Here is a 25,320-nt window from a genome sequence, read left to right on the forward strand (position 1 = left end):
ATCCATGGCCACCGAGCTCGTCGACCTGCCCGCCGGATCGTTCCGGATGGGTTCGACCAGCTTCTACCCCGAGGAAGCACCCATTCACACGGTGCGCGTCGACGCGTTCGCCATCGAGCGACATCCGGTGACCAACGCGCAGTTCGCCGAATTCGTCGGCGCGACAAGCTATGTCACGGTCGCCGAGCAGCCGATCGACCCGGCGCTCTACCCGGGCGCCGACCCGGCCGAACTTCAGCCCGGTGCAATGGTCTTCCGCCCCACGCCCGGACCGGTCGACCTGCGGGACTGGCGGCAGTGGTGGGTCTGGGTGCCGGGTGCGAGTTGGCGCAGGCCCCTTGGGCCGGGCAGCGACGTCGCCGACCGTGCCGACCACCCGGTGGTGCAGGTGGCCTATCCCGACGCGGCCGCCTACGCCCGCTGGGCGGGCCGGCGGCTACCGACCGAGGCCGAATGGGAGTACGCCGCGCGCGGCGGGGCTGCCACGACCTACGCGTGGGGCGACGACGAGAAGCCGGCCGGGACGCCGATGGCCAACACCTGGCAGGGCAGTTTCCCGTATCGCAACGAGGGCTGGGCAGGCACGTCGCCGGTGGCCACGTTTCCTGCGAACGGCTTCGGTCTGTTCGACATGATCGGCAATGTCTGGGAGTGGACGACGACCGAGTTCTCCGCTCATCACCGGCTCGACCGGCCGCCTAAAAGCTGTTGTGCACCAACGGGACCCGCTGACCCATCGATCACCCAGACGCTCAAGGGCGGCTCACACCTGTGTGCCCCCGAGTACTGCCACCGCTATCGGCCGGCGGCGCGCTCGCCGCAGTCGCAGGACACCGCGACGACCCACATCGGGTTCCGCTGCGCCGGCGACCGGGTCAGCTGATCGCAGTGGCCGCCGCGACCACCTTCGACTGGAAGTCGGGCGGCAACGGAATGTAGCCGTTCTTGTCGAGGTCGATCTGGCCGGGCCCGAGGGTGGCCTGCAGGGCGGCCTTGACCGCCATGCCGACCTGCGGGTCGGGGTACTTCGAGCAGACGATCTCGTAGGTCGCCATCACGATCGGGTACACGTCGTCCTGGCTGGGGTTGTAGAACGACGACAGATCCAGCACCAGGTCGTTGCCCTTGCCGACGATCTTGGCCCCGGCGATGGTCTTGCCCACCGAGTCGGTACCGATGCGCACCGGGCGCCGCGTCTTGCGACTGGCGGGCGTCTTGATCTCCGACGCGAACAGGCCCTGTTCCATGGCGAACGACAACTCGTTGTACGTGATCGCGCCCGGGGTGTTCTTTACCGCTGCCGAGGTGCCGTCGTTGCCCTTGGCGCCGGTGCCGACGCCGCCCTTGAATTCTTTGCCGGTGCCCTGGGTCCACACGCTGCCGGCGGCGGACTTCAAGTAGTCCTGGAAGTTCGAGGTGCTGCCCGACTTGTCGCTGCGGTAGATGACGTGGATCTCTTCGGACGGCATCGACGCGTTCAGCGATGCGATATGCGGGTCGTCCCAGCGGGTGATGCTGCCGTTGAAGATGCCGGCCACCGTCTGCGCGTCGAGCACGAGAAAGTCGTTCGGGAGGTTGTAGGTGATCGCCAGCGGCCCGAACACGACCGGCAGGTTCCACGCCTCGGCCCCGCCGCAGCGTTGCTTGGCGGCGGCGTACTGGTCGGCGCTCAGCGGGATGTCCGAACCTGCGAAATCGCTCTTGCCGGAAAGGAAGTCGGCGACGCCGTTGCCGGATCCGTTGGCCGTGTAGTTCAAGCTGTGCCCCGGGCAGGACTTGCTGTAGGCGTCGACGAATCGCTTCATCGCGTTGGCCTGCGCGGTGGACCCGCTGGCCGTGATCGCCGGCTTGCCGGCGCAGTTCACGACCTCGCTGGCGTAGGCCATGCTCGTGTGCGGAACCTCGCACCCCGACAGCACCGTGGAACCCGCGGCCAGCAAACTCACGGCGGCCGCTAGTCGTGTGTGCTTCATCTTGTTTGCCTCACCCCGGACATCGACATTTATTTGAATTTCAGGACCGCGAAATGGCACGCGCGAACCGGAGACAGATTAGCGGGTCGAGGGCCCAACTGTCCCGTCCCATGGGCGAATTCATGTTTCCCGTTTGTGTTCCTGAACTGCGCGTTACTGCCAAGTGTCCGGCGGGTGACGAGCGTCGGGCACCCTTCCTTTCGGCGCGCGATCGACACCTCGTTTCGCTAACCTGACCCCGTGCCACGACAGGCGGAGCTAAACCCCGTAGTGCCAGTTCCCTTCCGGCAGATTCGGGACGGCGGCCAGCAATGACCGTTCAGACTCCGTCGACGACCTCGGCGCCGCCGCCGGAACAGGAGCGGCACCGACCGCGCATCGTCATCGCGGTGGCCATCCTGATGGCCGTCGTCGCGGCTTACGCGCTGTCCCTCTTCGGAGTCCATCTCCTGCAGAAGGCCGAGGGGCCGCTGCCGCCGCTGGACCTCAGTCAGGCCGCGGCCGACGAGACCGTCGTGCAGATTCGGCTGGAGGAGCTGAAGCCCACGACCAACCGTCTCACGGTGAACGTGCTCATCTACCCGGGTGAATCGTTGGAGGACAAGCGCTTCGACGAACTCAACACCGACATCGCCGTGCGGCTGTACCCGCCGAACGACCTCGGCGACCTGAAGTACCCGGCCGGCAAGGCGCCGGCTCAGGTCAGTACCACGATCCAGGCGAACGGCGATCCCGGCGCGTGGCCGTTCGACTCCTACAAGACCGAGCCGATCTCGGCGGACGTGTTCGTCGGCAACGGCGCCGAGCGCAAGAGGCTGCCGGCCAGCGTCCAGGTGACCGGGGCGATGGACGGCTGGGACACGACCACTCAGCGCAACAGCGACTCCAGCGAGACCGGGAGCCACAACACCAGCAATGTGGTGGTCACCCTGCACCGGGCCAAGGGGCCGCTGATCTTCGACCTGGGCATCATCCTGGTCCTGATCAGCCTGCCGACCCTGGCGCTGGTGGTCGCGATCCCGATGGCGATGGGCCGACGGAAGTTCGTGCCACCGTTCGCGACCTGGTACGCGGCGAACCTGTTCGCGATCGTTCCGCTGCGAAATATCCTGCCCGGTGCGCCACCGCCGGGTTCGATGATCGACCAGGCGCTGGTGCAGTGGGTGCTGCTCGCGCTGGCGACCGCGATGGCGCTGTACATCTACTCCTATATCCGCCAAGGGGACTGACGAGCTGGAATTCCGCGCGTCCGCGCGCCGATAACCGCCTTCGACCAGCAATTTGGCGCTGAGCAGGTCTTCACCTAGACTCTAGGGGTTGCCGTGGGCAGACCTCGGCTGGCAAACGAGTTTCAACGTCAGCCCCGCGTGCCTTTCGACGACAAAGACCATGCATGACGGGTCTGACGGACGTGTGTCCTTCAGCGTGCCAACGCATGGGCGTTCATACGTGAACCAGGTCAGGAGATCGAGTGATTCAGCAGGAATCGCGGCTGAAGGTGGCCGACAACACCGGTGCCAAGGAGATCTTGTGCATCCGCGTGCTCGGCGGCTCGTCGCGGCGCTACGCCGGCATCGGCGACGTCATCGTGGCGACGGTCAAGGACGCCATCCCGGGTGGCAACGTCAAGCGCGGTGACGTGGTCAAGGCCGTCGTCGTGCGCACCGTCAAGGAACGTCGCCGCCCGGACGGCAGCTACATCAAATTCGATGAGAACGCTGCCGTCATCATCAAGCCTGACAACGACCCGCGTGGAACCCGCATCTTCGGGCCGGTCGGCCGCGAACTGCGCGAGAAGCGCTTCATGAAGATCGTCTCGCTGGCCCCGGAGGTGCTGTAAATGAAGGTGCACAAGGGCGACACCGTCCTCGTCATCTCGGGTAAGGACAAGGGCGCCAAAGGCAAAGTGATCCAGGCGTTCCCGACCCGCAACAAGGTGCTCGTCGAGGGCGTCAACCGGATCAAGAAGCACACCGCGGTCTCGACCAACGAGCGTGGCGCGCAGTCCGGCGGCATCGTCACGCAGGAAGCGCCCATCCACGTCTCGAACGTCATGGTGGTCGACTCCGACGGCACGCCTACCCGTATCGGGTACCGGGTCGACGAGGAGTCCGGCAAGCGGGTTCGCATCTCCAAGCGCAACGGCAAGGACGTCTAAGGCATGACTACGACAGAAGAAGCGAAGGTTCAGCCCCGGCTCAAGACGCGCTACCGCGGCGAGATCCGCGAGGCGCTGAACAAGGAATTCGCCTACGGCAACGTCATGCAGATTCCGGGCGTGGTCAAGGTCGTGGTGAACATGGGTGTCGGCGACGCCGCCCGGGACGCCAAGCTGATCAACGGCGCGGTCAACGACCTGGCGCTGATCACCGGCCAGAAGCCGGAAATCCGCAAGGCCACCAAGTCGATCGCCCAGTTCAAGCTCCGCGAAGGCATGCCGATCGGCGCGCGCGTCACGCTGCGCGGCGACCGGATGTGGGAGTTCCTGGACCGGCTGATCTCCATCTCGCTGCCGCGTATCCGTGACTTCCGCGGGCTGAGCCCCAAGCAGTTCGACGGCCGGGGCAACTACACCTTCGGGCTGACCGAGCAGTCGGTGTTCCACGAGATCGACGTGGACAACATCGACCGCCCGCGCGGCATGGACATCACCGTCGTCACCTCGGCGACCAATGACGACGAGGGCCGAGCGCTGCTGCGCGGCCTCGGCTTTCCGTTCAAGGAGAAGTGACATGGCGAAGAAAGCTCTGATCAACAAGAGCCAGCGCAAGCCGAAGTTCAAGGTGCGCGCGTACACCCGCTGCAACAAGTGCGGCCGCCCGCACGCGGTTTTCCGCAAGTTCGGGCTGTGCAGGATCTGCCTGCGTGAGATGGCGCATGCGGGCGAACTGCCCGGCGTGGCAAAGAGCAGCTGGTAACAGCGAAAACCCAGACCAACCCAGAACAGGTGCGCGGCAGGCCCGTACGGGGAACCGCCGTGAGGAAGGTACCAACGCTGTCATGACCGCGATGTCGACGATGCAGAGCGTAGCGATGAAGAGGAGCAGCGCTCGATGACTATGACGGATCCGATCGCAGACTTTTTGACGCGTCTGCGCAACGCCAACTCGGCGTACCACGACGAGGTGACGCTCCCGCACTCGAAGATCAAGGCCAACATCGCCGAGATCCTCAAGCGCGAGGGTTACATCACCGACTACCGCACCGAAGACGCGCGCGTCGGTAAGGCGCTGACCGTTCAGCTCAAGTACGGGCCGAGCCGGGAGCGCAGCATCGCCGGCCTGCGCCGCGTGTCCAAGCCCGGTCTGCGGGTGTACGCGAAGTCGACCGGCCTGCCGCGCGTGCTCGGCGGTCTGGGCGTCGCGATCATCTCGACCTCCTCGGGCCTGCTCACCGACCGTCAGGCAGCCAGACAGGGCGTGGGCGGCGAAGTCCTCGCGTACGTGTGGTGAGAGGGGACTGACACATGTCGCGTATTGGTAAGCAACCGATTGAAATTCCTTCGGGCGTCGAGGTTTCCATCGACGGCCAGCAGGTCTCGGTGAAGGGTCCCAAGGGCACCCTGGACTTGAAGGTCTCCGAGCCGATCAGTGTGGCGCGCAACGACGATGGTGCCATCGTGGTCACCCGGCCGGACGACGAGCGGCGCAACCGGTCGCTGCACGGACTGTCCCGCACCCTGGTGTCCAACCTGGTCACCGGCGTGACGCAGGGCTACACCATCAAGATGGAGATCTTCGGCGTTGGTTACCGCGTGGTGGCCAAGGGCAGCAACCTCGAGTTCGCCCTGGGTTACAGCCACCCGGTGTTGATCGACGCGCCGGACGGCGTGACCTTCGCGGTCGAGACGCCCACCAAGTTCTCGATCTCGGGTATCGACAAGCAAAAGGTCGGCCAGATCGCGGCCAACATCCGCCGCCTCCGTAAGAGCGATCCCTACAAGGGCAAGGGAATTCGCTACGAGGGCGAGCAGATCCGCCGCAAGGTCGGAAAGACAGGTAAGTAGTCATGGCGCAAACACAAGCCGGTACCGCGCAGAAGCCGTCGTCGCAGAACGTTTCTGCGGTGCGGCGCAAGCAGCGGCTGCGTCGTCACGCGCGGCTGCGTAAGAAGATCTCGGGCACCGCGGAGCGTCCGCGCCTGGTGGTGCACCGCTCGTCGCGGCACATCCACGTGCAGTTGGTCGACGACCTGACGGGTACGACCGTGGCCGCCGCTTCCTCGATCGAGGCGGACGTGCGCGGCGTCGAGGGCGACAAGAAGGCGCACAGCGTCCGGGTCGGCCAGTTGATCGCCGAGCGCGCCAAGGCCGCCGGCATCGACACGGTGGTGTTCGACCGCGGTGGCTACACCTACGGCGGACGGATCGCGGCTCTGGCCGACGCCGCCCGCGAAGGTGGATTGGAATTCTGATGGCTAGTAACAACTTTGGAGGGACCGCATAATGGCGGAGCAACCGGCTGGGACTGCCGGCCCGAGCAACGAGGGCGGCCGCTCCGACGATCGCCGCGACAATCGTGACAACCGGGGCCGCCGGGACGGTGGCGGCCGCGGCGGTCGTGACCGCGACGGCGACAAGAGCAACTACCTGGAGCGGGTCGTCACCATCAACCGCGTCTCCAAGGTCGTCAAGGGTGGTCGGCGCTTCAGCTTCACCGCGCTGGTCATCGTCGGTGACGGCAACGGCATGGTCGGCGTCGGCTACGGCAAGGCCAAGGAAGTTCCCGCCGCCATCGCCAAGGGTGTCGAAGAGGCCCGCAAGGGATTCTTCCGCGTCCCGCTGATCGGTGGCACGGTCGTCCACCCGGTGCAGGGTGAGGCCGCCGCCGGTGTCGTGCTGCTGCGTCCGGCCAGCCCCGGTACCGGTGTGATCGCCGGTGGCGCCGTTCGCGCGGTGCTGGAATGTGCCGGTGTGCGCGACGTGCTGGCCAAGTCGTTGGGCAGTGACAACGCGATCAACGTCGTGCACGCGACGGTCGCCGCGCTCAAGCTGCTGCAGCGTCCCGAAGAGGTCGCTGCGCGTCGTGGCCTGCCGTTGGAGGATGTCGCTCCGGCCGGCATGCTGCGCGCCCGCCGCGAAAGTGATGCGCTGGCCGCCAGCGCCGCTCGTGAAGGAAACGCGTAAATCATGGCGCAACTCAAGATCACCCAGGTGCGCGGCACCATCGGCGCCCGCTGGAAGCAGCGGGAAAGCCTTCGCACACTGGGACTTCGGAAGATTCGTCAGTCGGTGGTCCGCGACGACAACGCGCAGACCCGCGGGCTGATCAAGGCCGTCCACCACCTCGTTGAGGTCGAGCCGGCCGAAGGAGGCAGCAAGTGACCATCAAACTGCACGACCTGCGTCCCGCGCCCGGGTCGAAGACCAAGCGCACCCGCGTCGGCCGCGGTGAGGGCTCCAAGGGTAAGACCGCCGGTCGAGGCACCAAGGGTACGAAGGCTCGCAAGAACGTGCCGGCCACCTTCGAGGGTGGGCAGATGCCGATCCACATGCGGCTGCCCAAGCTGAAGGGGTTCCGTAACCGGTTCCGCACCGAGTACGAAGTCGTAAACGTCGGCGACATCAACCGGCTGTTCCCCAAGGGCGGTTCGGTCGGCGTGGACGAGCTGGTGGCCAAGGGTGCGGTTCGCAAGAACACCCTCGTCAAGGTTCTCGGCGACGGGAAGTTGGCCGTCAAGGTCGACGTCACCGCGCACAAGTTCAGCGGCAGTGCGCGCGAAAAGATCAGCGCGGCAGGCGGTTCGGCGACCGAGCTCTAACGAGCTCGCTCACCGCTGCGGTCGTGCGCCCAGCACGTCGCGGAACAACGCCTGGCGCAGTGCGAGCTCGCGCGGATCGCTGACCAGGTGGAAGCCCAGTCGGTTCATCACGTAGGCGTAGCCGATCCCCGTATCGGGGTCGGCGAACCCGAACGATCCGCCGAAACCCGGTGTGCCGAAGGCTTTGTCGGACGAGCCGAACTCGCACAGTGATCCGGGCTTCGACAGCCCCAGCGTGTAGACGGTGTCCACGCGCAGGACCTTGTCGCGTATGCCACCGCTCGGACCCTCGGGTTGTTCTGTGAACTCCCGATGCACCTCCGGCGTCAGACCGAGCGAGGGGTCCCCGGCCGAGGCGGTCCCGTATAGCTTGGCGACGGCGGTGGCCGTGCCGATGCCATTTGCCGACGGGACCTCGATGGCACGCACCTCGTCGCGGTTGTAGTCGCCGTTCCACGGCACCACGTCACGTGGCAGGGAACCGGCTCGGGCGAGCAGGCCGCGCGGGTTGAACGAGGCGGCCAACAGCGTGGCCGGGAGGACGTTCAGGTGTAGCAGCGACTGCGGGCGCGTCCAGTGGTGGATGTGCGCAACCCGGTCGCGGGACACCGAATCCGGAAGTCCGACAAAGAGATCGAGGCCCAGCGGGCCGGCGATCTCGTCGGCGAAGAAGCGGCCCAGGGTGCGGCCGGCCGGGTCGGTGCGTCGGATGAGCTCGGACTTGTACCAGCCCAGCGTGATCGCGTGATACCCGTGCCGGGTGCCCGGCGGCCAGGCCGGCTTCTGCGTCGCGAGGATCTTCGAGAGTCGCGTCGGGTCGGCGACGTCCTGCACGGTCGGCACCGGGTTCAGCGCGCACAACCCGGCCTGGTGGGCGAGGAGTTGCCTGATGGTGACGTCGGCCTTGCCGGCCTGACCGAACTCTGGCCAGTGGTCGACGACTTTGTCGTCGTAGCCGAATAGTCCGCGCGACACCGCCAGCGCTACCGCAAGGGCGGCAACACCTTTCGTCGAAGAGAACATATTGACCATGGTGTCGTGTTGCCACGGCTCCTTGCTGAAGCCGTCGCGGTAGCCGCCCCACATGTCGACGACCCTGACGCCGTCGCGGTAGACGGCGACCGCGGAGCCGGTTTCGCGGCCCGCGGCGAAGTTCGCGCGGAAGGCGTCGGCGACTTTGCCGAAGCCCTCGTCGGCGTGGCCCTGGACCAGATCTGGTGGCGCCGCGATCTTGCTGACCATGAAGTGGTTATACCGCCGTGTGTCCCCATCCGCGCCAAAACAGGGCGAGCATGGTGATATCGCATATGGTCACAAAACGAAAAAAGAGAGCCGCCTCGGACAGCGCGCGAGTCAGCCTAGCTGCGGAATGACTTCTGCGGCAAGGCGTTCCATCTGCTCGCGATCCTCGGTCACCGTACCGCCCACCGGGTTGAGCAGAATCGTCTCCGCTCCGGCGTCGATCACGGCGCGCAACCCGGTCACCACCTCCTCGATGGTGCCGAACACCGGGACGTCGTCGATCCCGGGCATGCCGCCGTAGATCCGATGCAGCCCGGCGAGCGCGCGCTCCCGGGCTCGCGCGGAGTCGTCGTCGATCATCAGATAGACCCGCTTGCCGATCGGAAACCCCGCGGAATCCTTGCCCTGCGTGTCCAGTTCGGTCCGCACGCCGCGGACCGCCTCGGCGAATGCCGCCGTGGTCGACGACCCCGCGCCGAGAAACGCGTCGCCGTGCCGGACCGCGCGGGCGAGTGCCTTCGGCGCATGGCCACCGAACCAGATCGGTGGGTGCGGGCGCTGCACGGGCTTGGGCTGGATCGGCAGATCGTCGACTTGTCGGAAGCGGCCATCGAAGCTCACCCGCGGCTCGTCGGACCACGCCGCCTTCATCAGCTCCAGCCCCTCGGTGAAGCTGCTGACGAAGGTGTCGGCGTTCACCCCGAACGCGGCGAACTTGCGCCTACCGCCGCCGGGCGCGACCCCGACGTCCAACCGACCGTGGCTGAGCCGGTCCACAGCCGTGATCGACGAGGCCAACTGCAGCGGGTCGTGCAGCGACGCGACCAGGACGGCGACGCCCAGTCGCAGCCGCGAGGTGCAGGCCGCGGCCCACGCCAGCATTTCCAGCGGCGCAATCAGCGGCGTGGGCCCGACGATCTGCTCGAGCACCCAGCCCGCCTCGAACCCGAGTTCCTCGGCCCGGACCAGGTAATCGCGCACGCCGTCGGCGTCGAAACCGGCCGAATCGAGTTGGTGGATCGATATCGAGAATCGCACCCCATCACGGTACGGCGGGCCATCGGTAGGCTCGTCGCATGTTCTCTTTCCTGCCTGATCCGCCGGGCATCGACGACGTGCGCGCGCTGGCCCGCCGGGTGGACACCGCCCGCCATCACGGTGTTCCCAACGGCTGCGTGCTCGAACTCGACCTGCGGGTGGCACCGCCGGAGGCCGGCGGCCTCGATCCGCTGGCGATCATCACCGGCGGCGGTCGTCCGTTGGTGCTACGCGAGGCCGTCGCGGCGCTACATCGGGCAGCCGAGGATCCGCGCGTTGCCGGACTCATTGCGCGGGTCCAGCTGCCCGCCGCCGCGGCGGGGCCGGTCCAGGAACTCCGCGAGGCCGTCGCGGCGTTCACCGCGGTGAAGCCCTCGCTGGCCTGGGCCGAGACCTACCCCGGCACGCTGTCGTACTACCTCGCATCGGCATTCGGCGAGGTATGGATGCAGCCGTCGGGCACGGTCGGGCTGATCGGATTCGCCACCAACGCCCTGTTCCTGCGGGACGCGCTGGACAAGGCCGGCATCGAGGCGCAATTCGTCGCCAAGGGCGAATACAAGTCGGCGGCAAACCTTTTCACGCAGGACCGTTACACCGACGCGCACCGCGAGGCCGACACCCGCCTACTCGAAAGCCTGCGCGGGCAGGTGTGGCGGGCGATCGCCGAGTCGCGAAAGGTCGGCCACGACACGCTCGACGGGCTGGCCGACCGGGCGCCGCTGCTGCGCGACGTCGCGCTCGAGTCGGGTCTGATCGATCGCGTCGGTTTCCGCGACGAGGCCTACGCGCGGATCGCGACCTTGGCCGACGGCGAGCATGATTCAGCCTCTGACGCCGACGGTGACGACGCCCCGCCCCGGCTGTATCTCAGCCGCTACGCACGGTCCAACGGACCGAGTGGGCCGTCGATCCCGGGGCGCGGACCCAAGTCGACGATCGCCGTAGTCACCCTCGCCGGCCCGATCGTCAGTGGCCGCGGCGGCTCCCGGGTGCCGTTCGGCTCGTCCAACGCCGGCGGCGACACCATCGCGGCGGCGTTACGCGAAGCGGCGCATGACGATTCGGTGTCTGCGATCGTGTTGCGGGTCGACTCGCCGGGTGGTTCGGTCACCGCGTCGGAGACGATCTGGCGCGAGGTGCAGAAGGCCCGCGAGGCGGGCAAGCCGGTGGTGGCGTCGATGGGCGCGGTCGCCGCGTCCGGTGGCTACTACGTCTCGATGGGCGCCGACGCGATCGTGGCCAACCCCGGAACCATCACCGGCTCGATCGGTGTGATCACCGGCAAGCTGATCGCCCGTGACCTGAAGGATCGGCTCGGTGTCGGCTCAGATGCGGTGCGCACCAACGCCAATGCCGATGCCTGGTCGATCAACGCGCCGTTCACACCGGAGCAGCAGGCCCAGGTCGAGGCCGAGGCGGACCTGTTCTACACCGACTTCGTCGAGCGGGTCGCCGATGGCCGCAACCTGACCGTCGACGCGGTCGATGCGGTCGCCCGCGGCCGGGTATGGACCGGCGAAGACGCTCTCGAGCACGGCCTGGTCGACGAACTCGGCGGCCTGCGGACCGCGGTGCGTAAGGCGAAGGTGCTGGCCGGCCTCGATGAAGACGACAAGGCGCGCCTGGTCGGCTATCCGGGGTCGTCGGTGTGGGACTACCTGCGGCCACGCGCGTCGTCGCAGCCCGCGGCGGCGTCGCTACCGGATGCGTTGGGCGGCTTGATCACTCAGTCGGTGGTCGGCCTGGTCGAGCAAGCCGAGCGGTCGCTGACCGGCGCCAGCGTGTTGTGGACGGGCCAGTCCCGCTTCTAGCCCGCGAGCGTCCCGCTGACGTAGATGATCTCGCCGAGCGGATCATCCGTCTCCGCCGTGGGCAGCGACCGCCCGTTGGTCGCGAACAGATCCGTTCGCGACGTGCCGGTGGCGTCCCACGACTTGCCGCGCAGATACTCGACCACGTGGTTGCGCTGCCCGGCGTAGATCAACGACGGCATGTCGATGTCGACGCCCTGGGCCCGCAGCGGGGCCGACATCTCGCGGGCCTTCTCCTCGTCGAAATCCACGATGCCCGGCACGTATTCGGTCGCGACGGCGCTGCCCGGGGCGCTCAGCGCGGTGATGTTGTCGAACAACCGGTCCTGGGCCTCCGGGGGCAGGTAGATCAGCAGGCCCTCGGCCAACCAGGCCGTCGGCGCGCTGGTGTCCAGTCCGGCCTCGCGGAGCGCGGCCGGCCAGTCGTAGCGCAGGTCGATCGCGACGGTGCGACGCTCGGCGCTGGGCGCGGCGCCCAGATCGGCCAGCGTGCGGGTCTTGAACTCGATGACCTGCGGCTGGTCGATCTCGTAGACGACGGTCCGGGCGGGCCAGGGCAGCCGGTAGGCGCGGGCGTCCAGGCCGGAGGCCAGGATCACCACCTGGCGGATGCCGGTGTCGACCGCCGCCAACAGGTACTCGTCAAAGTACTTGGTGCGCAAACCCATTCCGTCGATGATCGCCTGGGTGCGCTGCGGCGACGAGTTCGGCAGCAGCGACATGTCGAGGTCGCCGTCGATCATCTTGACGAAGAAGTCCAGGCCGACCGCGCGGACCAGGGGTTCGGCGAACGGGTCGTTGATCAGTGGCTCGGTGTCGTTGGTCGCCATCGCGCGACCCGCGGCGACCATCGTCGCGGTGGCGCCCACGCTGGATGCCAGGTCCCAGCTGTCGTCGTCGGTGCGCGTCATTTCAGCGTCGCCGCAACGTAACTCATCTCTTTGAAGACGGTCATCGACTCGTCGTCCGGGAACGCGAAGCCGTTTCGCTCGTAGAGTTGGGTGGCGGGATGGCCGACCACCGACCAGCCGTGGCTGGTGAGGTAGTCGATGACGATGCTGCGCTCGCCCTGGTAGAACAGCTCGGTCGGGTCGAGGCCGAACCCGGCGCGACGCCACCGTTCGGCGATGCGCTTGATGCCCTCCCCGGAGAACGCGTCGGGATTGGAGATGTGCTCGGTGGCGAGTTGGCTACCCGGTGCGCTCAGCGCCTTGATGTTGTCGAACAGCCTGTCCTGGGCGTCCGGCGGAAGATAGGGCAGCAGTCCCTCGGCGCTCCATGCAGTCGGCCTGTCGACGTCAAAACCGTTCTGCTGCAGGGCCTGTGGCCAGTCCTCACGAAGGTCGATGCTGACCGTGCGGCGCTCGGCGGTCGGTTCTGCGCCGAGACCCGCCAGGGTCGTGGTCTTGAACTCGATCACCTCCGGCTGGTCGACCTCGAAGACGACGGTGCCGGCGGCCCACGGCAGGCGATACGCCCTGGTGTCCAGGCCGGACGCCAGGATCACCGCTTGGCGAATCCCACTTTCGGTGGCGGCGACGAAGAAGTCGTCGAAAAACCTTGTCCGCACGGTCATCTGCTCGGCCCGGGCCGAGCGGTTGAGGCCGGCCTCCTCCTCGGCGGTGATGTCGCCGTCCACGAGGCGGATGAACGGATCCATCCCGACAGCGCGCACCAGCGGGGCGGCGTAGGGGTCGTCGAGCAGCGGGTCGGGGCCCTGGGATGCCAATGCCCGGGCGGCGGCGACCATCGTTGCGGTCGCACCCACGCTGGAGGCCAGATCCCAGCTGTCGTCGTCAGTACGTGCCATCGGGTGACTCCTATTTCTTGTCGGTCAGGGTGCCACTGACGTAGAGCCGGTCGGCGAACGGCAGGTCGTCCTCGACCAAGGGGTCAAGCCCATTGGCCGCGAACAGGTCTCGAATGGTGCTGCCGCCCATCGCCCAGCCGCGTTCCGTCAGATACGGCTCCGCGGCATTGCGCTCTCCGTCGTAGACCAACTCCGCCACGTCCAGGTTTAGTCCATGCCGGCGCCAGCGCTGCGCCACGGCCTGCATCCGGGTCCGGATGCGTTCCTTATGGGCTTCGTCGCGGGGCGGTCCGCTCTCGGTCGCGATCCGGCTGCCCGGTGCGCTGAGCTCGGTGATGGTGTCCAGCAGCCGGTCCTGCGCGTCGGGCGGCAGGTAGATCAGCAGTCCCTCGGCACTCCACGCGCTGGGCTGGGCCGGATCGAACCCCGCAGCCCGCAGCGCCGCCGGCCAGTCGTCGCGCAGGTCGACCGCGACGGTGCGACGCTGCGCGGTGGGCTCGGCGCCGAGATCGGCCAGCGTGCGGGTCTTGAACTCGATGACCTGCGGCTGGTCGATCTCGTAGACGACGGTTCCGGCGGGCCAGGGCAGCCGGTAGGCGCGGGCGTCGAGGCCGGAGGCGAGGATCACCGCCTGCGTGATCCCGGCGTTTGTCGCGTCGAGGAAGAACTCGTCGAAGAACTTCGTCCGCACCGCCATGTTGTCGGTCATCCGCTGCGCGCTCGGTGCCGCGCCGTCGTCCTCGAGGTCGGCGGGGGACATCTCGCCGCTCGCCAGCTTGGTGAACAGGTCGAGACCGACGGCGCGAACCAACGGCTCGGCGTAGGGATCGTCGATCAGGGGGCGCTCGACCCTGCTGGCCATGGCACGCGCAGACGCGACCATCGTGGCGGTCGCTCCGACGCTCGACGCGAGGTCCCAGGTGTCGTCGTCAGTGCGCGCCATCGCTGTCCTTCCAGGTGGCAGCCAGGTTATTACTTAGCCAATATAACGAGGCTACCACCGTGGTCTAAACGGGTCGGGTCGCTCGGTAGAACGCCAGGCGTCCGATCACCCGTTGACGTCGGGTGCCCACCAGGGACCAGTCGAAACCGGCCTGCCGGAGCAGGTCCGGGATCGAGTCGTCGAAGTGCGCGGCGGCGTGCTGGTGGCGAGCGAAGAACCGGCCGAAGACGCCGTGCCGGCCCTCCTCATCGGGGTCGACGTCGACGAGGTGCAGCCGGCCGCCGGGGCGCAGCACGCGCAACACCTCGGCCAGCGCGGCGGTCTTCGCGTCGTGGTCCAGATGGTGCAGCATCAGCGACGACAACACCCGGTCGAATTCGCCGTCGGCGTACGGTAGCCGTTGGGCGTAGCCGTGGTCGAAGCGAATACCGCTCTGGCTGTGCAATTTTCGGTGCGCGCGGCCCAGGGCGAGCGGGTCGGGGTCGACACCGGTCACGTCGGCGCCCGGGCAGGCCCGCTTGGCGCGGACGCTCAGCGTGCCGGTTCCGCTGCCGATCTCCAGCACGCGGTGGCCGCCGGCAAGCTCGGCCTGGTCGACGAGTAGCTGGTGGACCTTGCCCAGGCCGAGCACCCGGGACATCAGGTCGTAGGTGGGCAGCAGTGCGTCGTGCTGGGCGGCGGGCATGTAGTCGTGCGGATGATGTTTGGTCATGTCCACCATCATGGGAGACTATGGCTGGCCAGGTTTGAGTGATCTTCGGACAAACTTGGACTATCTTTGGTGCAATGCCCGATCAGGTATCGACGCCGACCAGGCTGATTCGCCATCGCGGCGGAGTGCCGGTCTACCAGTATCGAACCGACCCGCACACACCCCCGCTGTCGGTCATCCGCCGAAGCGACCAGGTACGCAACCAGGGTCGTCACATTCACGATTTTCCGGCGCTGTGGTTCCGCCCGGCCGCCGGAGCCGTCTACGTGGTCGCCGCGGGGGAGGTGCTCGACCCGGAGCAACTCGGCGACCTCGAGGGCGGCGTCGGGGTGCTGTTCGACCCGGCCGCGATGGGTGAGGACGGTGGATCGCCCTGGCCGACATGGCGGACCCACCCGTTGCTGTTCCCCTTCCTGCACGGACGAGCCGGCGGGCTGCTGCGGTTGGAACTCCCGAAACCCCTTCGGGCCAGGTGGAATTCGACGATCGATTCGATCGAGGCGGAGTTAGCCGACTGCGAAGACGGCTACCAACAGGCCGCCCTGGCGCATCTCACGCTGCTGTTGATCGACGTCGCGCGCCTGGCCGGCCCCGATGTCGTTGGCGACCTGCGACGCAGCGGCGAACCGATGCTGGCCGACGTCTTCGACGTCATCGATCGGCGGCACGGCGAACCGCTGTCGTTGCGCGACGTGGCGCACGAGGTGGGGATCACGCCCGGGCACCTGACCACCGTGGTGCGCCGCCGGACCGGGCGCACCGTGCAGGAGTGGATCATCGAGCGTCGGATGGCTGAAGCGCGAAAGCTGTTGACGCAGAACGATATCCCCATTCAGGAGGTCGCGATGCGTGTCGGCGTGCCCGATCCGGGATACTTCAGCAGGCTATTCCGCCGCGCGCACGGCGCCTCGCCGCGGGCCTGGCGGGACTACAGCGGGTTGGCGCGCAGGTAGCCGTAGACCCCGGCGAAGTTGTTGTTGACGTCCTCCGGGATCGGCACCGGACCGCCGAGAGCCCTAGCGCCCCAAACGATTTGGGCGCTGCGTTCCACCAAGGCGGTGACGTGTAGCACCTTGTCCGGCCGCGGGCCGACTGCCACCAGGCCGTGATTGGCGATCAGCGCCGCGGCCCGGCCCTCGAGCGCCTTCACCGCGTTGCTGCCCACCTCGGGGGTGCCGGAGGCCGCGTATTCGCTGCAGCGGATGTCGCCGCCGCAGTAGATGGCGAACTCGTCGATGGCGGCCGGAATGGGTTGATGGGAGATCGCGAACATGGTCGCCCACACCGGGTGGCTGTGGATGACGCTGGCGATGTCGTCGAACGCCCGATAGCAGGCCAGGTGCAGCGCCATCTCCGTCGACGGCGACCGGCCGTCCGCGGCCTGCAGGACGGTGCCGTCGGGGTCCACCACCACCAGGTCGGCCAGTGTCATGTCGGCGTAGTCGACCGAGGACGGGGTGATCACCAGGTTGCCGTCGGACCGCCGGGCCGAGATGTTGCCCGCCGTGCCCTCGACCAGTCCGCGGCGCAGCATGTCCTTGGCGGCCGCCAGCACAGCGGCCTCAGTGTCCGCCACCGATCTCATCGGGTCAGCACCTCCGGGTTGACGATATGAACCGGCGACCCGCCCGAGAGCAGCGCGTCGAGGTCGTCGGCGACCATCTGGGCCTGGCGCGCCTCAGTGTTCCACGTGGCGCCGCCGATATGCGGCGTGAGCACGACATTGGGCATGGCCACCAGCGGATGGTCGATGGGCAGCCACTCGCCGGCGAAGTGATCCAGCCCGGCGGCGGCGACCTTGCCCGCGCGCAACGCCTCGACCAGCGCGTCGGTGTCGTGCAATTGGGCCCGCGCGCTGTTCAGGAAGACGACCCCGTCGCGCATCGCCGCGAACTGTTCGGCCCCGATCAGTCCAGCGGTCTCGGCGGTCACCGGCGCGTGCAGGGACACGATGTCGGCCTCGGCCAGCAACTCCGCCAGGCTGTGCCGCGCGTCGTCGTTGAAAGGGTCGTGGGCGATCACCCGCAGGCCGAGACCGGCCATTCGCCACTGGACCGCGCGCCCGACCGCCCCCAGGCCGACCAGACCGATCGTCCGGCCGGCCAGCTCCCAGGCCCGGAACCGCTGATAGGGGATGGTGCCGTCGCGGAAGACCTGCCCGGCGCGCACGTCGCCGTCGGCGCCGAGCACCTGCCGGGTGGCGGCGAACAGCAGTGCCAGCGTCATCTCCGCGACCGCGTCGGCATTGCGGCCCGGCGTGCTGAGTACCGGTATCCCGGCCGCCGTAGCGCCGGCGACGTCGACGTTGTTGGGGTCGCCGCGCGTGGCGGCGATGGCTCGCACCCCAGTGTCGAACACCGGCCCGCTTACCGAATCACTCTCCACCACAACGATATCCGCGCCCTCTGCGGTGATCCGCTCGGCGAGTTGTTCGGCGCTGTAGATCCGCAGCGGGGTCTGGTCGATCCACGGGTCGTAGACCACGTCGGCCAGGCCGCGCAGTTTCGCGAATCCGTCGCCTCGCAGCGGGGCCGTCACCAGGGCACGGGTCACGAGAGCCAATGCTGGCGTACGGTGACGCCCGTGTCACGCGAAGGCGTCACAATCGGCATCGACATCGGGACCACCGCCGTCAAAGCGGTGGCCGCCGACGCCGACGGCCGGGTGGTCGCGCGGGTGCGCATTCCCCACGAACTGCGGGTGCCGGCGCCGGATCGGCTCGAGCACGACGCCGACGAGGCGTGGCGCCGGGGCCCGCTCGCGGCTCTCGATCGGCTGGGCCGCCCGGACGCCAAGGCCGTCGCGGTGTCGGCGATGGTGCCGTCGTTGACCGCCGTGGACGCCGACGGCATCCCGATCACGCCCGGTCTGCTCTACGGCGACGCGCGGGGCCGGGTCGCCGCCGCCGTGGCCGAGGGGCCGTTCCCGGTCGGCGAGGCGGCCGAGTTCCTGCGCTGGACCGCTGCGCAGGCTCCCGGCGCCGCCGGGTATTGGCCCGCCCCCGCGGTGGCCAACCACGCGCTGGCCGGCGAGGCGGTGGTCGACTTTCCCACCGCGTTCACCTCGACGCCGGTCTTCGACGGCGACGGCTGGAACGCGACCGCCTGCGCGCGGCACGGCGCGACGGCGGAGCAGATGCCCCGGGTGGGCGCGCCCGGCACCCCCACCGGCCGGGTGGGTAGCGCCGTGCTGGCGGTCGGGGCGATCGACGCGGTGTGCGAGCAGATGGTCTCCGGCGCGGTCGACGACGGCGACGTGCTCGTGCTGTGCGGCACCACGCTGATCGTCTGGACGACCGTGCCCGAAGCCCGAGAAGTCCCGGGGCTGTGGACGATTCCCACGATGACCGGCAAGAGCCAGATCGGTGGGGCGAGCAACGCCGGCGGCCTGTTCCTCGGGTGGGTCGACCGTGTCCTCGGGCCGGGCGACCCGGCCGCCGCGGACCCGTGCCGGGTCCCGGTGTGGTCGCCGTACCTGCGCGGCGAGCGCACCCCGCTGCACGACCCCGACCGGCGCGGCCTGCTGCACGGCCTCGACCTCAGCCACGACGCGGCCGCGCTGCGCCGGGCTGCCTTCGAGGCGTCGGGATTTGTTGTGCGCCAACTGATCGACCTCAGTGGCGTTGACGTCGCCCGGATCGTCGTCGCCGGGGGTGGCACCCGCGTGCAACCGTGGCTGCAGGCGATCGCCGATGCCACCGGCCGGCCGATCCAGGTGTCCGCGGCGGCCGAGGGCGCCGCCCTGGGCGCGGCGTTCCTGGGCCGGATGGCGGTGGGCGAGGAGTCCGCGATCACCGATGCCGCACGCTGGGCCGCTACCGATCGGGTCGTCGATCCCGACCCGGCGTGGGTGGAGCCGGTGCAGGAGCGCTACTTCCGGTTCCTCGAGTTGGCGTCGCTACGGTAGCTCAGCCGAGACGTACCGGATGTCGCCCAGGCCTTCCAGCGAGTTGGCGTCGGGGAAGTCGAAACCGTTGGCGGCGTACAGCTCCTGCGTGGTGTGCACGCTCGTCTGCCAGCCGCGCTCCGCGAGATACTCGACCGCGTCGTTCCGGTCGCCGTCGTAGACCAGTTCCGACCAGTTGATGTTCAACCCGAGCTTGCGCCAGCGTTCGCTGATCTGGTTGCCCCGCTTGGTGATTCGATCGTGGATGTCCGGGACGTAGCCGGTGCCGAGCCGGCTGCCGCTGAAGCTGAGCGTGGTGATGGTGTCGAACAACCGGTCCTGCGCGTCCGGCGGCAGATAGCCGAGTAGTCCTTCGGCAATCCAAGCGGTGGGCCGCTCGGTGTTGAATCCGTTGTCGCGCAACGCTCCAACCCAGTCGTCGCGCAGGTCGACCGCGATGGCCTTGCGGTCGGCGGTCGGGGCCGCACCCAGGTCGGCCAGTGTGCGGCTCTTGAATTCGATGACCTGTGGCTGGTCGACCTCGAAGACCGTGGTGTCGTCCGGCCAGTGCAGCCGGTAGGCGCGGGTGTCGAGACCCGCGGCCAGGATGACGGCCTGCCGCACGCCCGCCGTGGCGGCGTCGGTGAAGAAGGCGTCGAAGAACCGGGTGCGCACGGCCATCCCCTCGGCCAGGCGGCGCGAGGTGAAGGCCGGATCGTCGTCGCCGAGTTCGATCTCGCCGTCGACCATCTTGACGAAGGCTTCGACGCCGACCGCCTTGACCAGTGGCTCGGCGAACGGGTCGTCGATCAGCGGGTCGGGGCCTTTGGACGCCATCGCCCGGCGCGCGGCCACCGCGGTCGCGGTGGCGCCGACACTGGACGCCAGGTCCCAGCTGTCCCCGTCGTGCCGGATTGTGTCGTTGTCGGACATGGGATCTCCTATCGACGGGTGGCGATGACGGACACGATGTCGCGGAACGCGGCATGCGCCGGGTCGTCCGGGAACACGCGACCGTATTCACCGAACAGGTCGCGGCGGTTGCGCGCGAGCACATCCCAGCCGCGTTCGCCGAGGTAGTCGGCGACGTTGTTGCGGTCGCCCTCGTAGAACAACCCGGACAGGTCGACGTCGCAGCCGATCTTCGCCCACCGGTCGCTCATCGCCTTGCCGCGCTCGGCCATCGTGGGACCGCTGACCGGGTGGTATTCGGTCGCGATCTGGCTGCCCGGCGCGCTCAGCGCGGTGATGTGGTCGAAGAGCCGGTCCTGCGCCTCGGGCGGCAGATACATCAGCAACCCCTCGGCGCTCCAGGCCGACGGCTTGGACGCGTCAAAACCGCTGGCGCGCAACGCGGCCGGCCAATCCTCGCGCAGGTCGATGCTGACCGTGCGGCGCTGCGCCGTCGGCTCGGCACCGAGCGAGGCCATGGTCTCGGTTTTGAACGTGACCACCTCGGGCTGATCGACCTCGTAGACCACGCTGCCGGCGGGCCAGTCGAGTCGGTAGGCCCGCGAGTCGAGTCCGGCCGCCAGGATCACCGACTGCTGAATTCCGGCGGCCGCCGCGTCGGTGAAGAAGTCGTCGAAGAATTTGGTGCGGACCGCCAGCGAGTCGGTCTCGTTCTGCAGTTCGCCGGTACCGTTTTCACCCGCGTCCGCGGGATCGATGTCGCCGTCGATCACCTTGGTGAAGAAGTCGATGCCGACCGCTCGCACCAGGGGGGCGGCGAACGGGTCGTTGATGATGGGGTCGCTGTCCTCGGTGGCCAGCGCCCGGGCCGCCGCGACCATCGTTGCGGTGGCACCCACGCTGGAGGCCAGGTCCCAAGTGTCGGTGTCGCTACGCGCCATGATCACCCTTTCCGTATGCACTCAGCTGTAGTCGTTTGATATTTAGCCAAGGTAAAGAGCCAGTGAAACCTTACGCCGGTTATCTGTGTACGGCCTGCGAGCGCGGGTCGCGCCGATCCGGTCGGGAGCCGGTCCACCCATTTGCGGGCAAGCACGTCATGCGCTGTTAGTCTCGTAGACTGTCTGACGCGCGCCTGGACACGTCCTGCCTGCATGTGCTCGGCGCGCGATGAAGACCACAACCGTTCAGGACAGTCCGGTGCTGGATACCCCAGCCAGTAGGCATGCCGCGATTAGAGCCCGGCTGCGCAGGAGGAAGAGTGCTTTCGGCTTTCATCTCATCGCTGCGAACAGTCGACCTGAGAAGAAAGATCCTGGTCACGCTGGGCATCGTGGTGCTGTACCGCCTGGGTGCGACGATCCCGTCGCCCGGCGTCAACTACCCCAACGTGCAGAAGTGTCTCGCCCAGATCAGTGGCGGCGACTCGGCGCAGATTTACTCGCTGATCAACCTGTTCTCCGGCGGCGCTCTGCTGCAGCTGACCGTGTTCGCCGTCGGCGTGATGCCTTACATCACCGCGAGCATCATCGTGCAGCTGCTCACCGTGGTCATCCCGCGCTTCGAGGAGCTGCGTAAGGAAGGCCAGTCCGGCCAGGCCAAGATGACGCAGTACACCCGCTACCTGGCGATCGCGCTGGCCGTTCTGCAGGCCACCAGCATCGTCGCCCTGGCCGCCAACGGCGGCCTGCTACAGGGTTGCAGCCTGGACATCATCGCGAACCAGAGCATCTTCACGCTGGTCGTGATCGTCCTGGTGATGACCGCGGGCGCGGCGCTGGTGATGTGGATGGGCGAGCTGGTCACCGAGCGCGGCATCGGTAACGGCATGTCGCTGCTGATCTTCGCCGGCATCGCCGCCCGGATACCGGGCGAGGGCAAGACCATCCTGGACAGCCGTGGGGGCGTCGTTCTCGCGACGGTCTGTGTGGCGGCGCTGATCATCGTCGTCGGCGTGGTGTTCGTCGAGCAGGGCCAACGCCGTATCCCCGTCCAGTACGCCAAGCGCATGGTCGGCCGACGGATGTACGGCGGCACGTCGACCTATCTGCCGTTGAAGGTCAACCAGGCCGGTGTCATCCCGGTGATCTTCGCGTCGTCGCTGATCTACATCCCGCACCTGATCACCCAGTTGATCCGCAGCGGCAGCGGCGGCATGGGCAACAGTTGGTGGGACAAGTTCGTCAGCAACTACCTGTCGAACCCCGGCAGCCCGGTCTACATCGGCATCTACTTCAGCCTGATCATCTTCTTCACGTACTTCTACGTGTCGATCACGTTCAACCCCGACGAGCGTGCCGACGAGATGAAGAAGTTCGGCGGGTTCATTCCGGGCATCCGGCCGGGCAAGCCGACCGCCGACTATCTGCGCTACGTCTTGAGCCGAATCACCTTGCCTGGTTCGATCTACCTGGGTGTCATCGCGGTGCTGCCCAACCTGTTCCTCCAGATCGGCAACTCGGGTTCGGTGCAGAACCTGCCGTTCGGTGGAACCGCCGTACTGATCGCGATCGGTGTCGCGTTGGATACGGTGAAGCAGATCGAAAGCCAGCTCATGCAACGCAACTACGAAGGGTTCCTCAAGTGAGAGTCGTGCTGCTGGGCCCGCCCGGAGCCGGTAAAGGCACGCAGGCCGTCAAGCTGGCCGAGAAGCTCGAGATCCCGCATCTGTCCACCGGTGACCTGTTCCGGGAGAACATCGGCAACGGCACCGAGTTGGGCCTCAAGGCCAAGCGCTACCTGGACGCCGGCGATCTGGTGCCCTCCGAGCTGACCAACGAACTCGTCGACGACCGGCTGAGCAAGTCGGACACCGACAACGGTTTCATCCTGGACGGCTACCCGCGCTCGGTGGCACAGGCCAAGGCGCTGCACGACATGCTCGAGCGTCGCGGTACCCAACTCGACGCGGTGCTGGAGTTCCGGGTATCCGAGACGGTCTTGCTGGAGCGCCTCAAGGCGCGTGGCCGGGCCGACGACACCGACGACGTCATCCTCAACCGGATGAAGGTCTACCGCGACGAGACCGCGCCGCTGATCGAGTACTACAGCGGCGAGTTGAAGACCGTCGACGCCGTCGGCGAGGTCGACGAGGTGTTCGGCCGCGCGTTGCAGGCCCTCGGGAAGTAGCGGTGATCGGCCTGGCCGGCCTGCGCAGCCGCAAGGTGGTGCCGCAGCGCAGCGCCGCTGAACTCGACGCGATGGCCGCCGCCGGCGCAGTTGTCGCCGCAGCGCTGGCCGCGGCGCGCGAAGCCGCGGTCCCCGGAGCGACGACCCACGACCTCGACCTGGTCGCGGAGTCGGTGATCCGCGACGCGGGTGCCATCCCGTCCTTCCTCGGCTACCACGGCTACCCGGCCTCGATCTGCTCGTCGGTGAATGACCGTGTGGTGCACGGCATTCCGTCGAAGGCCGAGGAACTCGCCGCGGGCGACCTGGTGTCCGTCGACTGCGGCGCGATCCTGGACGGCTGGCACGGCGACGCCGCGGTCACCTTCGGGGTCGGCCCGTTGATCCCCGCCGACGAGTTGCTCTCGCAGGCCACCCGGGAGTCCATGGAGGCCGGGATCGCCGCGATGATTCCCGGCAATCGGCTGACCGACGTCTCGCACGCCATCGAAACCGCCACGCACGCCGCCGAAGCCCGCTACGGGCGCAAGTTCGGCATCGTCGAGGGTTACGGCGGGCACGGCATCGGCCGGCAGATGCACATGGACCCATTCCTGCCCAACGAGGGAGCGCCCGGTAAGGGTCCGCTGCTGGCCGCCGGGTCGGTGCTGGCGATCGAGCCGATGCTGACCCTGGGGACCCGCAAGACCGTGGTGCTCGACGACCAGTGGACGGTCACGACGACCGATGGCTCACGCGCCGCGCACTGGGAGCACACCGTGGCCGCCACCGACGACGGACCCCGGATCCTGACCCTGGGCTGAACCAAACGGCCACCCACGCCGTGTCATCACCGAGAGGTCGCGTACCGGGAGGTGGTCGATGGCCCGACTCGCCGCCGCGATGAGTCCCGAGAGCGCTCTGATGACCGCGCTGTACAACGAGCACGCGGCGCCGCTGTGGCGGTTCGTGCTGCGGCTGACGGGCGACGCCGCCCGCGCCGAGGATGTCGTCCAGGAAACGCTGCTGCGGGCCTGGCAGCACCCTGAGGTCATCGCCAACCCGGAACGCCCGCCGAAGGCGTGGTTGTTCACCGTCGCGCGCAACATCGTCATCGACGAGGTGCGCAGTGCCCGAATGCGAACCGCGGGCGGGGCGCTGGACGATCCAGGTGTGCCGGAGCCCGCGGCGCCGGACGAAGTGGACGCGGCGGTTGATCGTCTGCTGCTGGCCGACGCCATGGCCCAGATGTCGACCGACCACCGGGCGGTGGTCGAACGGTCGTACTACCGAGGTTGGACGACGGCGCAAATTGCCGCCGACCTCGGGATAGCCGAGGGGACAGTGAAGTCGCGACTGCACTACGCCGTGCGCGCGTTGCGGCTGACCATGCAAGAGATGGGGGTTACCCGATGATTGCCACCCGAGGGGGTGCGGATGAATATGCGACGTGGGACGCGGCCTATGTGCTCGGGTCGTTGACGCCGTCCGATCGACTCGAATACGAGACGCACCTCGAGAAATGCGAGTCGTGCAGGCGGGCCGTTGCCGAATTGAGCGACGTGCCGTCGCTGCTGGCCCAAATCGACGGCCCGACGGTGTCAGCGATGAATGCCACGGCACCGCCGGTCGAAACGCCAGATCTGTTGCCGGGGTTGCTGTTTGCGGTGCGTCGACAACGCCGACGTGCACGAGTGCTGACGTGGGGCCTGGGCGCCGCGGCGTCGGTGGTGCTGGCCGTGAGCGTCGTGCTGGGCGTGTCGGGCCATACTCGGCCGTCGTCACCTCCGCAGGCGACCGTGTCTGCTCAGCCGATGAATCAGATCGGCACCACAGCGCTGGCCTCGACAGTGGCTGTCAGCGGCCAACATTGGGGCACCTTGATCGATCTGCGATGCGTGTGCCTGGCGCCGGTCTATGCCCACCACGACAAATTGGCGATGGTGGTGGTCGGCCGCGACGGTAGTCACACGCAATTGGCCACCTGGGTTGCCGAGCCCGGCCACACCGCAAACACGGCAGGGAGCATTTCCACCCCGGTCGACCAGATCGCCGCAGTGCAAATCGTTTCCGCCGACAACGGGACGGTGCTGTTGCAGCGGTTACTGTAGCCCCAACGCCCG

Annotated in this window: 31 protein-coding genes; 20 read left to right on the plus strand and 11 right to left on the minus strand. The window is 67.9% G+C overall.

What is annotated here, in order from left to right:
* The first annotated feature begins 4 nt into the window (after window positions 1–4).
* Window positions 5–883, plus strand: a complete 879-nt coding sequence (locus tag PT015_RS22460) for a formylglycine-generating enzyme family protein (protein ID WP_285187334.1) — start codon at window positions 5–7, stop codon at window positions 881–883.
* On the opposite strand, the gene pstS is transcribed toward PT015_RS22460, so the two are convergent.
* The gene (pstS, locus tag PT015_RS22465) at window positions 876–1,973 is read right to left on the minus strand and encodes a phosphate ABC transporter substrate-binding protein PstS (RefSeq protein ID WP_285187336.1); all 1,098 of its coding nucleotides are present in this window, start codon (window positions 1,971–1,973) and stop codon (window positions 876–878) included. The genes PT015_RS22460 and pstS overlap by 8 nt on opposite strands.
* Before the next feature lie 311 nt (window positions 1,974–2,284).
* Between pstS and PT015_RS22470 the strand changes: the two genes are divergently transcribed.
* The 11 genes from PT015_RS22470 (at window position 2,285) to rplO (ending at window position 7,733) form a co-directional block, all read left to right on the plus strand.
* Entirely contained in the window at window positions 2,285–3,202 is a 918-nt protein-coding gene (locus PT015_RS22470; RefSeq protein WP_285187337.1) for a DUF4436 domain-containing protein, read from the plus strand.
* 242 nt (window positions 3,203–3,444) lie between these two features.
* The gene (gene rplN, locus PT015_RS22475) at window positions 3,445–3,813 is read left to right on the plus strand and encodes a 50S ribosomal protein L14 (RefSeq protein ID WP_045373371.1); all 369 of its coding nucleotides are present in this window, start codon (window positions 3,445–3,447) and stop codon (window positions 3,811–3,813) included.
* The gene (rplX, locus tag PT015_RS22480) at window positions 3,814–4,131 is read left to right on the plus strand and encodes a 50S ribosomal protein L24 (RefSeq protein WP_285187338.1); all 318 of its coding nucleotides are present in this window, start codon (window positions 3,814–3,816) and stop codon (window positions 4,129–4,131) included.
* Window positions 4,132–4,134: 3 nt separating this feature from the next.
* On the plus strand, window positions 4,135–4,704 hold the full coding sequence (gene rplE, locus PT015_RS22485) for a 50S ribosomal protein L5 (RefSeq protein WP_285187340.1): 570 nt from the start codon (window positions 4,135–4,137) through the stop codon (window positions 4,702–4,704).
* A 1-nt stretch (window position 4,705) separates the two neighbouring features.
* Window positions 4,706–4,891, plus strand: coding sequence for a type Z 30S ribosomal protein S14 (locus PT015_RS22490; protein ID WP_285187342.1), 186 nt, complete (start codon window positions 4,706–4,708; stop codon window positions 4,889–4,891).
* Between the two features lie 135 nt (window positions 4,892–5,026).
* Complete coding sequence (rpsH, locus tag PT015_RS22495) at window positions 5,027–5,425, plus strand: 30S ribosomal protein S8 (RefSeq protein ID WP_285187343.1); 399 nt, start codon at window positions 5,027–5,029, stop codon at window positions 5,423–5,425.
* 14 nt (window positions 5,426–5,439) lie between these two features.
* Window positions 5,440–5,979: a 50S ribosomal protein L6 gene (rplF, locus tag PT015_RS22500; RefSeq protein WP_285187345.1), complete on the plus strand. Its 540-nt coding sequence runs from the start codon at window positions 5,440–5,442 to the stop codon at window positions 5,977–5,979.
* Window positions 5,980–5,981: 2 nt separating this feature from the next.
* Window positions 5,982–6,386, plus strand: a complete 405-nt coding sequence (rplR, locus tag PT015_RS22505) for a 50S ribosomal protein L18 (RefSeq protein ID WP_285187346.1) — start codon at window positions 5,982–5,984, stop codon at window positions 6,384–6,386.
* Between the two features lie 31 nt (window positions 6,387–6,417).
* The gene (gene rpsE, locus PT015_RS22510; RefSeq protein ID WP_285187347.1) at window positions 6,418–7,098 is read left to right on the plus strand and encodes a 30S ribosomal protein S5; all 681 of its coding nucleotides are present in this window, start codon (window positions 6,418–6,420) and stop codon (window positions 7,096–7,098) included.
* 3 nt (window positions 7,099–7,101) lie between these two features.
* A complete protein-coding gene (gene rpmD / locus PT015_RS22515) occupies window positions 7,102–7,296 on the plus strand; it encodes a 50S ribosomal protein L30 (RefSeq protein ID WP_285187349.1) in 195 nt (64 codons plus the stop codon).
* The gene (gene rplO, locus PT015_RS22520) at window positions 7,293–7,733 is read left to right on the plus strand and encodes a 50S ribosomal protein L15 (RefSeq protein ID WP_285187350.1); all 441 of its coding nucleotides are present in this window, start codon (window positions 7,293–7,295) and stop codon (window positions 7,731–7,733) included. The genes rpmD and rplO overlap by 4 nt, the downstream gene beginning before the upstream one ends.
* A gap of 9 nt (window positions 7,734–7,742) precedes the next feature.
* Here rplO and PT015_RS22525 read toward each other — a convergent pair whose 3' ends face one another.
* Complete coding sequence (locus tag PT015_RS22525) at window positions 7,743–8,975, minus strand: serine hydrolase domain-containing protein (RefSeq protein ID WP_285187351.1); 1,233 nt, start codon at window positions 8,973–8,975, stop codon at window positions 7,743–7,745.
* Window positions 8,976–9,086: 111 nt separating this feature from the next.
* The gene (locus tag PT015_RS22530; RefSeq protein ID WP_285187352.1) at window positions 9,087–10,013 is read right to left on the minus strand and encodes an LLM class flavin-dependent oxidoreductase; all 927 of its coding nucleotides are present in this window, start codon (window positions 10,011–10,013) and stop codon (window positions 9,087–9,089) included.
* Between the two features lie 38 nt (window positions 10,014–10,051).
* Between PT015_RS22530 and sppA the strand changes: the two genes are divergently transcribed.
* Window positions 10,052–11,827: a signal peptide peptidase SppA gene (sppA, locus tag PT015_RS22535; RefSeq protein WP_285187353.1), complete on the plus strand. Its 1,776-nt coding sequence runs from the start codon at window positions 10,052–10,054 to the stop codon at window positions 11,825–11,827.
* Here the strand turns inward: sppA and PT015_RS22540 are convergent.
* The 4 genes from PT015_RS22540 to PT015_RS22555 form a co-directional block, all read right to left on the minus strand.
* The gene (locus PT015_RS22540; protein WP_285187355.1) at window positions 11,824–12,738 is read right to left on the minus strand and encodes a class I SAM-dependent methyltransferase; all 915 of its coding nucleotides are present in this window, start codon (window positions 12,736–12,738) and stop codon (window positions 11,824–11,826) included. The genes sppA and PT015_RS22540 overlap by 4 nt on opposite strands.
* Entirely contained in the window at window positions 12,735–13,637 is a 903-nt protein-coding gene (locus PT015_RS22545; RefSeq protein ID WP_285187356.1) for a class I SAM-dependent methyltransferase, read from the minus strand. The genes PT015_RS22540 and PT015_RS22545 overlap by 4 nt, the downstream gene beginning before the upstream one ends.
* 10 nt (window positions 13,638–13,647) lie before the next feature.
* Entirely contained in the window at window positions 13,648–14,580 is a 933-nt protein-coding gene (locus PT015_RS22550) for a class I SAM-dependent methyltransferase (RefSeq protein ID WP_285187358.1), read from the minus strand.
* Window positions 14,581–14,644: 64 nt separating this feature from the next.
* The gene (locus PT015_RS22555) at window positions 14,645–15,292 is read right to left on the minus strand and encodes a class I SAM-dependent methyltransferase (RefSeq protein WP_390887887.1); all 648 of its coding nucleotides are present in this window, start codon (window positions 15,290–15,292) and stop codon (window positions 14,645–14,647) included.
* Between the two features lie 74 nt (window positions 15,293–15,366).
* Between PT015_RS22555 and PT015_RS22560 the strand changes: the two genes are divergently transcribed.
* Complete coding sequence (locus PT015_RS22560) at window positions 15,367–16,245, plus strand: helix-turn-helix transcriptional regulator (protein ID WP_285187360.1); 879 nt, start codon at window positions 15,367–15,369, stop codon at window positions 16,243–16,245.
* Here the strand turns inward: PT015_RS22560 and PT015_RS22565 are convergent.
* Complete coding sequence (locus PT015_RS22565) at window positions 16,221–16,877, minus strand: L-fuculose-phosphate aldolase (protein WP_285187361.1); 657 nt, start codon at window positions 16,875–16,877, stop codon at window positions 16,221–16,223. The genes PT015_RS22560 and PT015_RS22565 overlap by 25 nt on opposite strands.
* Window positions 16,874–17,854, minus strand: coding sequence for an NAD(P)-dependent oxidoreductase (locus tag PT015_RS22570; protein ID WP_285187363.1), 981 nt, complete (start codon window positions 17,852–17,854; stop codon window positions 16,874–16,876). The genes PT015_RS22565 and PT015_RS22570 overlap by 4 nt, the downstream gene beginning before the upstream one ends.
* A 21-nt stretch (window positions 17,855–17,875) precedes the next feature.
* Between PT015_RS22570 and PT015_RS22575 the strand changes: the two genes are divergently transcribed.
* Window positions 17,876–19,198 carry a xylulokinase gene (locus tag PT015_RS22575; protein ID WP_285187365.1) on the plus strand — a complete coding sequence of 441 codons (1,323 nt, stop codon included), beginning with the start codon at window positions 17,876–17,878 and terminating at the stop codon, window positions 19,196–19,198.
* Here the strand turns inward: PT015_RS22575 and PT015_RS22580 are convergent.
* Both PT015_RS22580 and PT015_RS22585 read right to left on the minus strand, forming a co-directional pair.
* On the minus strand, window positions 19,190–20,110 hold the full coding sequence (locus PT015_RS22580) for a class I SAM-dependent methyltransferase (RefSeq protein ID WP_285187367.1): 921 nt from the start codon (window positions 20,108–20,110) through the stop codon (window positions 19,190–19,192). The two genes, PT015_RS22575 and PT015_RS22580, sit on opposite strands and share 9 nt — an antisense overlap.
* Before the next feature lie 8 nt (window positions 20,111–20,118).
* Window positions 20,119–21,030: a class I SAM-dependent methyltransferase gene (locus PT015_RS22585; protein WP_285187369.1), complete on the minus strand. Its 912-nt coding sequence runs from the start codon at window positions 21,028–21,030 to the stop codon at window positions 20,119–20,121.
* 320 nt (window positions 21,031–21,350) lie between these two features.
* On the opposite strand from PT015_RS22585, the gene secY reads away from it, so the two are divergent.
* Genes secY through PT015_RS22610 form a run of 5 tightly spaced genes read left to right on the plus strand, consistent with a single transcriptional unit; the run spans window position 21,351 to window position 25,308 of the window.
* The gene (gene secY / locus PT015_RS22590; protein ID WP_285187370.1) at window positions 21,351–22,676 is read left to right on the plus strand and encodes a preprotein translocase subunit SecY; all 1,326 of its coding nucleotides are present in this window, start codon (window positions 21,351–21,353) and stop codon (window positions 22,674–22,676) included.
* The gene (locus PT015_RS22595; RefSeq protein ID WP_285187371.1) at window positions 22,673–23,218 is read left to right on the plus strand and encodes an adenylate kinase; all 546 of its coding nucleotides are present in this window, start codon (window positions 22,673–22,675) and stop codon (window positions 23,216–23,218) included. The genes secY and PT015_RS22595 overlap by 4 nt, the downstream gene beginning before the upstream one ends.
* Before the next feature lie 2 nt (window positions 23,219–23,220).
* The gene (map, locus tag PT015_RS22600) at window positions 23,221–24,021 is read left to right on the plus strand and encodes a type I methionyl aminopeptidase (RefSeq protein ID WP_285187372.1); all 801 of its coding nucleotides are present in this window, start codon (window positions 23,221–23,223) and stop codon (window positions 24,019–24,021) included.
* Window positions 24,022–24,079: 58 nt separating this feature from the next.
* Entirely contained in the window at window positions 24,080–24,613 is a 534-nt protein-coding gene (locus PT015_RS22605) for a sigma-70 family RNA polymerase sigma factor (RefSeq protein WP_285187374.1), read from the plus strand.
* Window positions 24,610–25,308 carry an anti-sigma factor family protein gene (locus tag PT015_RS22610; RefSeq protein WP_285187375.1) on the plus strand — a complete coding sequence of 233 codons (699 nt, stop codon included), beginning with the start codon at window positions 24,610–24,612 and terminating at the stop codon, window positions 25,306–25,308. The genes PT015_RS22605 and PT015_RS22610 overlap by 4 nt, the downstream gene beginning before the upstream one ends.
* Window positions 25,309–25,320 lie beyond the last annotated feature (12 nt).

Source organism: Candidatus Mycobacterium wuenschmannii (assembly GCF_030252325.1).
GTDB classification, from domain to species: domain Bacteria; phylum Actinomycetota; class Actinomycetes; order Mycobacteriales; family Mycobacteriaceae; genus Mycobacterium; species Mycobacterium wuenschmannii.

Coding starts and splice junctions, on each gene's coding strand:
- PT015_RS22460 (WP_285187334.1), top strand. CDS start 5: ATGGCCACCGAGCTCGTCGACCTGCCCGCCGGATCGTTCCGGATGGGT.
- pstS (WP_285187336.1), bottom strand. CDS start 1,973: ATGAAGCACACACGACTAGCGGCCGCCGTGAGTTTGCTGGCCGCGGGT.
- PT015_RS22470 (WP_285187337.1), top strand. CDS start 2,285: ATGACCGTTCAGACTCCGTCGACGACCTCGGCGCCGCCGCCGGAACAG.
- rplX (WP_285187338.1), top strand. CDS start 3,814: ATGAAGGTGCACAAGGGCGACACCGTCCTCGTCATCTCGGGTAAGGAC.
- rplE (WP_285187340.1), top strand. CDS start 4,135: ATGACTACGACAGAAGAAGCGAAGGTTCAGCCCCGGCTCAAGACGCGC.
- PT015_RS22490 (WP_285187342.1), top strand. CDS start 4,706: ATGGCGAAGAAAGCTCTGATCAACAAGAGCCAGCGCAAGCCGAAGTTC.
- rpsH (WP_285187343.1), top strand. CDS start 5,027: ATGACTATGACGGATCCGATCGCAGACTTTTTGACGCGTCTGCGCAAC.
- rplF (WP_285187345.1), top strand. CDS start 5,440: ATGTCGCGTATTGGTAAGCAACCGATTGAAATTCCTTCGGGCGTCGAG.
- rplR (WP_285187346.1), top strand. CDS start 5,982: ATGGCGCAAACACAAGCCGGTACCGCGCAGAAGCCGTCGTCGCAGAAC.
- rpsE (WP_285187347.1), top strand. CDS start 6,418: ATGGCGGAGCAACCGGCTGGGACTGCCGGCCCGAGCAACGAGGGCGGC.
- rpmD (WP_285187349.1), top strand. CDS start 7,102: ATGGCGCAACTCAAGATCACCCAGGTGCGCGGCACCATCGGCGCCCGC.
- PT015_RS22525 (WP_285187351.1), bottom strand. CDS start 8,975: ATGGTCAGCAAGATCGCGGCGCCACCAGATCTGGTCCAGGGCCACGCC.
- sppA (WP_285187353.1), top strand. CDS start 10,052: ATGTTCTCTTTCCTGCCTGATCCGCCGGGCATCGACGACGTGCGCGCG.
- PT015_RS22540 (WP_285187355.1), bottom strand. CDS start 12,738: ATGACGCGCACCGACGACGACAGCTGGGACCTGGCATCCAGCGTGGGC.
- PT015_RS22545 (WP_285187356.1), bottom strand. CDS start 13,637: ATGGCACGTACTGACGACGACAGCTGGGATCTGGCCTCCAGCGTGGGT.
- PT015_RS22550 (WP_285187358.1), bottom strand. CDS start 14,580: ATGGCGCGCACTGACGACGACACCTGGGACCTCGCGTCGAGCGTCGGA.
- PT015_RS22555 (WP_390887887.1), bottom strand. CDS start 15,292: ATGACCAAACATCATCCGCACGACTACATGCCCGCCGCCCAGCACGAC.
- PT015_RS22560 (WP_285187360.1), top strand. CDS start 15,367: ATGCCCGATCAGGTATCGACGCCGACCAGGCTGATTCGCCATCGCGGC.
- PT015_RS22565 (WP_285187361.1), bottom strand. CDS start 16,877: ATGAGATCGGTGGCGGACACTGAGGCCGCTGTGCTGGCGGCCGCCAAG.
- PT015_RS22580 (WP_285187367.1), bottom strand. CDS start 20,110: ATGTCCGACAACGACACAATCCGGCACGACGGGGACAGCTGGGACCTG.
- PT015_RS22585 (WP_285187369.1), bottom strand. CDS start 21,030: ATGGCGCGTAGCGACACCGACACTTGGGACCTGGCCTCCAGCGTGGGT.
- PT015_RS22605 (WP_285187374.1), top strand. CDS start 24,080: ATGGCCCGACTCGCCGCCGCGATGAGTCCCGAGAGCGCTCTGATGACC.
- PT015_RS22610 (WP_285187375.1), top strand. CDS start 24,610: ATGATTGCCACCCGAGGGGGTGCGGATGAATATGCGACGTGGGACGCG.